Genomic DNA, 940 nt, shown 5'->3' on the forward strand with positions numbered 1-940 from the left:
GATAGCTCATCTGCCTTAAGACCTAGAGGAAACCCCGATCCATCTAATCGTTCTTGTTGTTTAAACAAAATGTCAGAGCACGCTGAAAAGGCTTCGATCGCAATAAGTGTGCATGCCCCGTTTGCTGGATATGCGTGATATAACTCTTTCTCTGATTCGCTTAAATTTGAATATCCTTTCTCAAGAACCGCATCAGGAACGGATATTTTGCCGAGCCCATGTAAGCGCGAAGCTTGGTACAGTACTTTTAGTCCATCTTTCTCAACATTGAGTCGGGCGGCTAGTTTGGTGACAACCTCTTCGAGTTGATGTGCAAATGCCCTCTGACCTGGTTGCTTCATATCTAGCAGGTTCAGAAAGCTTTCTTCCATTAACAGATAGGCATCTACAGTTGCTTGTTTGTTTTGTTGGTTTTCCTGCGATTGTTCAGCGAGTTCTCGCTCGATGCCTTCTTTTGATTCAGACACCTCATCATGCATTTTCTTAAGTGTATGCAAGGCACGATTTTTCATTTTCTCTTTATTACGGCGTGCCAGCGCATCTTCTGCTAAAGCTAGGAACTCTGTGTTATCCCAAGGTTTGCTTACGAATGCGAAAATCTCACCATCATTTATCGCACGTACCGTGTCTTCTTTATCTGCTTGCCCAGTTAGTAAAATCCTCGGTGCCGCAGGAACAATGCTTTTTGCTTGCGATAAAAACTCGGCCCCATCCATCCCAGGCATCCGCATGTCACTGATAATGAGATCTGGCCTTAGATCTTTCAGTACTTCGACGGCTCTCTCTCCTGAGTCAAAGGTGTGCACTTCAAACGGGGATTTCCGAAAAACGCGTTTCATTGAATTGAGCACATCTTGCTCGTCGTCAACTATAACGATGATATGCTTATCGCTCACTAATATTCCTCCAAATCACACAACCTAAAAAACTATTCTTGTCT

1 protein-coding gene is annotated in these 940 nt (G+C 43.8%); it reads right to left on the reverse strand.

Annotated elements, in window-relative coordinates; genetic code table 11:
- Window positions 1–896 (reverse strand): response regulator (locus A3738_RS08085; RefSeq protein WP_068763514.1); only part of this gene is annotated, 896 nt, incomplete at its 3' end.
- Window positions 897–940: the final 44 nt, after the last annotated feature.

It is taken from the genome of Oleiphilus sp. HI0066 (assembly GCF_001635725.1).